Annotated in this window: 7 protein-coding genes; 2 read left to right on the top strand and 5 right to left on the bottom strand. The window is 61.1% G+C overall.

Annotation, left to right across the window (positions count from 1 at the left end):
* The 4 genes from ACM9LZ_RS23790 to ACM9LZ_RS23775 form a co-directional block, all read right to left on the bottom strand.
* The coding region (locus ACM9LZ_RS23790) for a transposase (protein ID WP_416622011.1) at window positions 1-234 on the bottom strand (234 nt) is incomplete at its 3' end.
* A gap of 383 nt (window positions 235-617) precedes the next feature.
* Window positions 618-1,445: a hypothetical protein gene (locus tag ACM9LZ_RS23785; RefSeq protein ID WP_416622010.1), complete on the bottom strand. Its 828-nt coding sequence runs from the start codon at window positions 1,443-1,445 to the stop codon at window positions 618-620.
* A complete protein-coding gene (locus tag ACM9LZ_RS23780) occupies window positions 1,442-2,836 on the bottom strand; it encodes an HlyD family type I secretion periplasmic adaptor subunit (protein ID WP_416622009.1) in 1,395 nt (464 codons plus the stop codon). Before ACM9LZ_RS23780 ends, ACM9LZ_RS23785 begins: the two co-directional genes overlap by 4 nt.
* On the bottom strand, window positions 2,833-3,492 hold the full coding sequence (locus ACM9LZ_RS23775) for an ATP-binding cassette domain-containing protein (protein WP_416622013.1): 660 nt from the start codon (window positions 3,490-3,492) through the stop codon (window positions 2,833-2,835). The genes ACM9LZ_RS23780 and ACM9LZ_RS23775 overlap by 4 nt, the downstream gene beginning before the upstream one ends.
* Window positions 3,493-3,511: 19 nt before the next feature.
* Between ACM9LZ_RS23775 and ACM9LZ_RS23770 the strand changes: the two genes are divergently transcribed.
* Entirely contained in the window at window positions 3,512-3,667 is a 156-nt protein-coding gene (locus ACM9LZ_RS23770; RefSeq protein ID WP_416622008.1) for a hypothetical protein, read from the top strand.
* A 101-nt stretch (window positions 3,668-3,768) separates the two neighbouring features.
* The gene (locus tag ACM9LZ_RS23765; RefSeq protein WP_416622007.1) at window positions 3,769-5,424 is read left to right on the top strand and encodes a pectate lyase; all 1,656 of its coding nucleotides are present in this window, start codon (window positions 3,769-3,771) and stop codon (window positions 5,422-5,424) included.
* 405 nt (window positions 5,425-5,829) lie between these two features.
* Here ACM9LZ_RS23765 and ACM9LZ_RS23760 read toward each other — a convergent pair whose 3' ends face one another.
* A complete protein-coding gene (locus ACM9LZ_RS23760; RefSeq protein ID WP_416622006.1) occupies window positions 5,830-6,810 on the bottom strand; it encodes an arsenic resistance protein in 981 nt (326 codons plus the stop codon).
* Between the last annotated feature and the right edge of the window lie 152 nt (window positions 6,811-6,962).

Genomic DNA, 6,962 nt, shown 5'->3' with positions numbered 1-6,962 from the left:
CCGCACCGTCGAGACCGGCGGGAAACAAGGCGGCAGCATCCGCCAAGGCAGGCCGCCGCGCAGCAGATAAAGGATCGCCTCCACAATCCGGCGCAACGGCCATTTCCGCGGACGCCCGACAGAGGACGCAGCAGGCAGCAGCGGTTCCAACAAAGACCATTCCGCATCGGTCAAATCGCTTGGCAAAGCCAGGCCGTTGCGGGCATGAAGGGCGCGGGTGGTATCAGTCCACATCGGAGATGCACGGTTGTTTTTGGCGAAACCCCTGAATCACCGATAGGGAGCGCTGTCAAGCTAACCCGCTGATACCACTCAACTTAATTTCGGATCAGGCTCTAAGCCAAATTCCAGCATAAAGTTTGTTTGGTCCGTCGACATCATAGATAAAATCAATTTTGTATGAACCAACACTTCTATCATCATAGCATTTGTCGTATTGGGTTTGCATTATAAAACGATGGATCAAATATAAAGTTAATTGCATTTTCTATGAATGACACATGAAAAACTGAATTTTTGTTTGTTATTTCAATGAATTAAGGGACTTAATAAGTCCCAATATTTCTACCTGGAAGGATAACATTTCCAGAATCACTATCATAGCATGCTGTCGACATCTACTTTCTCCTTTCTTTAATTGCATCAGCGGAAAGCTTACTTAACTTGATACTTTCTCGTGCAGCCATCTCTGCGTTGCGGAAATGCCCATATTTGAAACTCAACATCTCAAGAGTGCCCCACCCAAAGTAATTTAAATCCGGAAGATCAAACCATATACCACTTTTGATAGAATTCAAATAGACCGTACTTAGGAGCGAGGATCGAAGATACTCATAAGCCATTCCTATAACAGGCATACCTGAGATGGCCTCAATATACTCTGAGTCGCACATACTCTTTCGCACAGAGCACGCTATTTTGCGAGAAATATCATATACAGTTGCATCTGAATTGAATTCTGATTTAATTGTTTTATCATATCCAGAAATAAAATCTACATATTCATCTATTCTGTACATATACCCAATTGCAACAATATGAGCTATAATTTCGTCATTACTTATTCTGCTATCATTAATATTCCTCTGAAATATCCGCTCAACATCATGCTGATTATTAAAATATTCGCACCAGTATTTTTCTTTATCACATTTATAAATATTGTTTACTGTAACATTTCTATCGAAATTGTTATATGCGACTATATCTGGTATATGTGAAACTTCTCCGGCCTTCTCTCCCCACATGTGTGCATACTGCGGAAAAATCCCAAAAAAGTATCCTGATTCTTCCTTTGATCTACATTCGTACCTCGCTGTATGGAAATTTATTTCACAGAGTCCAAAGCTTGACAAGCTCGCAGCGATACTCTCGTTCAAAGAGCCAGCGGCAGCCGTTGCACAAAGCACCCAGTTGATTATGACAAGTCCGATTATTGCTCTCACCTCTCCCTCCCCGCCTCGTTGGCTGCCCTGGCGATCGGCGACAGCACATAATCGGCCACGGTACGATAACCCGTGACAATCTCGGCCGTTGCCGTCAGTCCAGGGGACAGGTGCAGATGTTCTCCGCGGTCCGTCACGCCCCCTGCCGTCAGGCGGATGCGGGCCGGGAAGACCAAGCCACGGGCCTGATCCAGCACCGAATCCGCCGACAGATGCTCCACGGTGCCATGCAGGATGCCATGCCGCGTAAAGGGAAAGCTCTCGATCTTCACCGCCACTTCCATCCCCTGTCGCACATGGCCCGCATCCTTGTTCAGCACCAGGGCTTCCACCACCAGCGCACTGTCCGCCGGCACAAGTGTGGCGACACGCGCGCCCACCTCCAGCACCTCACCCGTGGAAGTGACTGATATTTCGTTTATTACGCCATCGGTAGGGGCGGTCAATACCTGTAAAGTGGTACGTTGCTCGGCTTTCTTCACCAGTTCGCTGCGGGTGGCGATCACGGCTTCGGCCTCCGCCTGTTCCGCCGCCGCCCGGGCGCGGAACTCCGCGTCGGTCTGGGCCATCTCCCGGTCCAGCATGGCCGCCTGCGCCATCGTCTCCCTGGCGCGGGCCTGTTGCACCGCCTTGTCCTGGCGGACCGCCACCACCCGTTCCTGCAATTGCAGCACACGCAGCGCCGGGGAAAGCCCCTTGGCCGCCAGTTCGGCCTGGGCCGCGTGCTGCGCCTCGATCAGAGGCAGCAATTGCTCCAGCTTCTCCAGTTCCGCTTCCGCCACGGCATGGGCCGCCCCCGCCCGCCGCTGCGCGAGGCCGGCGCGGCGCGAAAGATGCTCGGCAATGCGGGCGGTCACCGCCTGTTCTTCCGCCGCCGCCGCGTCCGGCGCTGCGCCGGGTGGCGGGTGGAACCGTGCCTCCCCGCCCAGGGAATGCGCCAGCAGGGCGACCGCACGAGCGCGTTGCAGCAGGGCGGCCGACAAATCCGCCCGCGCCGCCGCCTCATCGGCATCGGACAGCGTGGCATCAAGCCGGACCAGCGGCTGTCCCCGCGCCACGCGCTGTCCCTCCGTCACCAGGATGGCGCGGACAATTCCGGCCTCCGCCGCTTCCACCGCCTGCAGGCGTGCCGTCGGGATGATGCGCCCTTCCGCCACGGCCACCATTTCCACCTCCGACAGGAAGGCCCAGGCGATGGCCCCCGCGGCCGCCAGGATGATCAGCCACATCACCGCGCGCCCGGCCGGCGGAGGCGGCGTTTCCGTGACCTCCAGCGCAGCGGGCAGGAAATCCGTCTCCAGCCGCTCCCGGCGCTGCGTGCGCCGCCGCTCCGTTTCGGCCCTCCAACTGTCGGCCAGCATATCGAGATGCAGGCGCAGGCTGCCCATCATGCTTCCCCCCCGCGCATCTGCTCGCGCCACAGCGCCGCATAGCGTCCACCGCGCTGAAGCAGGGCGGCATGGTCGCCCATTTCCGTCACCGCACCATTCTCGATGGTGACAATGCGGTGACAGCGGCGGATGGCAGACAGCCGGTGGGCGATGATCAGCACCGTGCGGCCCTTGGCCATATGGGCCAGGTTGCGTTGGATCACGGCCTCGCTCTCCGCATCCAGCGCGCTCGTCGCCTCATCGAAGATCAGGATACGCGGGTCGGTCGCCAGCGCCCGCGCGATGGCGACCCGCTGACGCTGGCCACCCGACAGGTTGCCGCCCCGCTCCTCCACCAGCGTATCGTAACCCTGGGGCAGTTCGCAGATGAATTCATGGGCGCCGGCCATCCGTGCCACGGCCACCACCCGCTCCATCGGCATGGCCGGGTCGGCCAGTGCGATATTCTCCCGGATGGTCCGGTTGAACAGGATATTCTCCTGCAGGACCACGCCCACCTGCCGGCGCAACCAGGCCGGGTCAACCATGGACAGGTCAACCCCGTCCACCATCACCCGCCCGGCTTCCGGCACGTAAAGCCGCTGGACCAGCTTCGTCAGGGTGGATTTGCCGGACCCGCTGGGACCGACGATGCCCAGCACCTCCCCGGGCCGGATCAGTGCGGAACGTCATCATATGCAGAGCCCGCAGCGGATGGAACTGGTGGGGATGAATGGGCACCCGCATGGCCCGATCTTCTGCAGCCTTTGGAAATTTCTGGATGCGGTTGCGGCACGATATTTCTCCAAACCATGCGCCAGCGGCTTTGACACCGGTGACATTTTTTTATGAAGGCGCCCAAGCCCCCCTAGGAAACCGGTGTCATATATGCTTAAACTCGACATGAGGTGGCCGTCAGAGCCATCCTGGAAGAAGCCCCGGAGACCCTCGCCATGTCGATCGCCGCTTTCAGGCGTACTCTTTTCTGCGCTTGCACCGCCCTGCTGCTGGCAGGCCCTGCCCTGGCCCAGCCGCCAGCCACATCCCCCACCGCGCAGCAGCAGGTGCAAGCACCCGCCCGTGCAGTGATAGAGGCCGCGATGAAGCGTGCGGCCCGTTTCATGACAGAGGAGGCGGCCGTCAATGGCGGCTATGTCTGGCAGTATCTGCCTGATTTCTCCCGCCGCTGGGGGGAACTGGAGGCCAGCCCGACCATGATCTGGGTGCAGCCGCCCGGCACGGCCACGGTTGGACACCTGTTTCTGGATGCATATCAGGCCACGGGCGATAAATGGTATCTGGATGCGGCCCGCACGGCGGCCGGCGCCCTGATCAAGGGGCAATTGCCCAGCGGCGGCTGGAACTATGTCATCGACACGGCGGGACCGGAAGCGGAGCAGCGCTGGTACGCCACCTATGGCCGGAATGCGTGGCGGATGGAGGAATTCCATCATTATTACGGCAATGGCACCTTTGATGACGCGGGCACAGCCGAAGCGGCGCAATTGCTGCTGCGCCTGCATCTGGCGGACCGCAAGGACAGGACGGTGCACACGGCGCTGAACAAGGCGCTGAGCTTCATCCTGGATGCGCAATATCCCAATGGCGGCTGGCCTCAGCGATTCCCCCTGGTCGAGGATGGCGGGGTGCATGGGCGCCCGGATTATACCGGCTACATCACTTTCAACGATGATGTGGCGGGGGAGAATCTGGAGGTGCTGATCTTCGCCTATCAGACACTGGGCGACCGCAAGCTGCTGGATCCGATCCGGCGCGGCATGGATATTTTCCTGGCCACACAGCAGCCGCAACCGCAGCCGGCCTGGGGCCTGCAGCATTTCCAGGACAGCCTGAAGCCGGCGGGAGCGCGCACCTATGAGCCGGAAGCCTTCGCCACCCACACGACAGCCAGCAATATCAAGCAATTGCTCGCCTTCTACCGGCTGACGGGTGATGGCAAATACCTGTCCCGCGTGCCCGAGGCGCTGGAGTGGCTGGACAAGGTGCAGGCCCCCGCCAACCTGCGGGCGGGCGGGCGCACCCATCCGACCTTCATCACCATCGGTGAGGGACGACCGCTCTACCTGCACCGGCGCGGATCGAACGTGATCAATGGCGAATATTACGCCGATGGCAATCCGACCGAACTGGTCGGCCATTACGGATCGTTCCGCAGCATCGATACGGCCGGCCTGCGGGCCGAATATGAACGGCTGGCCGCGATACCCGGGCCGGAGGTTTCGCGCGGGTCCCCGCTGCTGGCCAAACCCGGCACCTATGCCCTGCCCCGCTATTTCAGCCTGCGCGATGTGGACGTGTTCGACATGATCCGGCCGGATGCGGCGATCACGGTCCCCGATCCCGCGCAGATTGCGCAGATTCTGGCCGGGCTCAACGATCGTGGTTATTGGCCGGGCCTGCTGACAACCACCTCCAACCCCTATACCGGCGACGGCCCCGGCACACCCGTGGGCGGCGAATACCGCACAACCCGTGTGGGGGACCCCAGCGACACCTCACCCTACACAACCGACTATCCCGTGGAGGGCATCTCCACGCAATTGTTCGTCCATAATATGGGCGAACTCATCAAGGCGCTGGGCCGGTAATGCCGGTGCCGGCAAACGGGCCAGACCTGAAAGCCGGCCCGCCGGGGTATAATACCAACCTCCCTAAAGGTTGACCTTTAGGGAGGTTGGAGGCTGGCGACTGCCAGCCCGGCGCTCATGCGCCGTGAGCCAAGGCGGCGGATGCCGCCGCCCGGCAATTGAGGGAACACTAAATCTCCCTTGATCGGTCACGATCAAGGGAGATTGGTATAATACCAACTTGCGATGAGGAGTACTCATCGCAAGTTGGTCCGGCGGCGACTGCTGCCGCGCCGCTCGTGGGGCGTCGCCAAGCCAACGAATGGTGGCGCCCGGCAATTTGAGGGCGGTGATCAGAACCAACAGGTTCTGATCACCGCAAAATAGTTTAATGCCCCGGCGGGCCGGAATGCCGGGATACACGGATCAGGACTGCGTCTGCCCGTCCGCGCGCCCCAGTCCCGGCATGATGCGGATATAGGCAAGCTCGCACAGCAGTTCGACCAGCGTCTGCGTGACGATGATGGCGGGCAGGAGCGGCACCGCCCCCGGCACTGCCAGCCCCAGCGGCAGCACGACCAGCGAATTGCGTGTGCCGGCGCTGAAGGCCACCGCCCGGCCGGCCGGTGCCGCCAGCCCGAACAGCCGCCCGGTCCCCCACCCGATGGCCGGTGCCAGCACGGCGAACGCGATATAGACGGGCACCACCCGCCACGCCCCTTCGATGGCCGCGCCAAGCTGCGGCACGACCGCCGCCACAACGATGAACAGGACCAGTGCCGTCGCCGGCACAGGCAGATAGCCCAGCCCCTGGGCCAGCTGCTCCCCCCTCCGGCTGCGCGCCGCCCCGACCTGCACCAGAAAGGCAAGCAACAGCGGCACAGCGATCAGCCACAGAAAGGCATGCAGGAACGGCCCGGCCTGGACCAGGCCGGCGGCCCCCTGCCCCAGGAACAGCCGGAGATAGAGGGGCAGCAGCAACATCTGCACCACCAGCAGCACAGGCGTGGATGCCAGCAACAGCCGCGCGTCACCCCGGCCCAGATGGGAAAAGGTGACGACATAATCGATGCAGGGTGTCAGCAGCACCAGCATCACCCCTAACCGGACCAGCGGATCATCCGGCAACAGGCGAACCAGCAACGCCACCAGCAACGGCAGCAGGATGAAGTTGACCAACAGCAGCACCACCAGGAACCGTGCCTGCCCAAAGGCCCGGCCCATTTCCGCCACGGGCACCTGCTGGAAGGTCACGAACAGCATCAGGGCCAGCGCCGGGTTGATGGCACCCTCCAGTCCCGCCAGCCCGCCCGACACCAGCCCTGCGCCTGCTGCCGCCGCGACGGCCGCGACGTAAATCCCGATCTGCCGGTGTTCCAGCCAGCCACGAATATCCGTCACCATCATCCACCCGATCCGGATCCCTGCGGGGCCGCCACGCGGGCGGGCAGCGGGTTTGTAGCATACTGATGGCGGGGGCGAGACAATGGAGGCGATATATCGAGACGGGATCGGCGTCTGCGCGGGGGCTCAATTCGTCCCGGGGGAAGGTTTCACAC

The sequence above is a fragment of the Niveispirillum fermenti genome (genome assembly GCF_048066175.1).
GTDB classification, from domain to species: domain Bacteria; phylum Pseudomonadota; class Alphaproteobacteria; order Azospirillales; family Azospirillaceae; genus Niveispirillum; species Niveispirillum fermenti.
The sequence above is the reverse complement of the archived record's forward strand: the minus strand, read 5'-3'. Positions and strand labels throughout refer to the sequence as shown.

Excerpts from the sequence above, each read along its gene's own strand:
- ACM9LZ_RS23780 (WP_416622009.1), bottom strand. The coding sequence starts at position 2,836 with ATGATGGGCAGCCTGCGCCTGCATCTCGATATGCTGGCCGACAGTTGG.
- ACM9LZ_RS23770 (WP_416622008.1), top strand. The coding sequence starts at position 3,512 with ATGCAGAGCCCGCAGCGGATGGAACTGGTGGGGATGAATGGGCACCCG.
- ACM9LZ_RS23765 (WP_416622007.1), top strand. The coding sequence starts at position 3,769 with ATGTCGATCGCCGCTTTCAGGCGTACTCTTTTCTGCGCTTGCACCGCC.
- ACM9LZ_RS23760 (WP_416622006.1), bottom strand. The coding sequence starts at position 6,810 with ATGATGGTGACGGATATTCGTGGCTGGCTGGAACACCGGCAGATCGGG.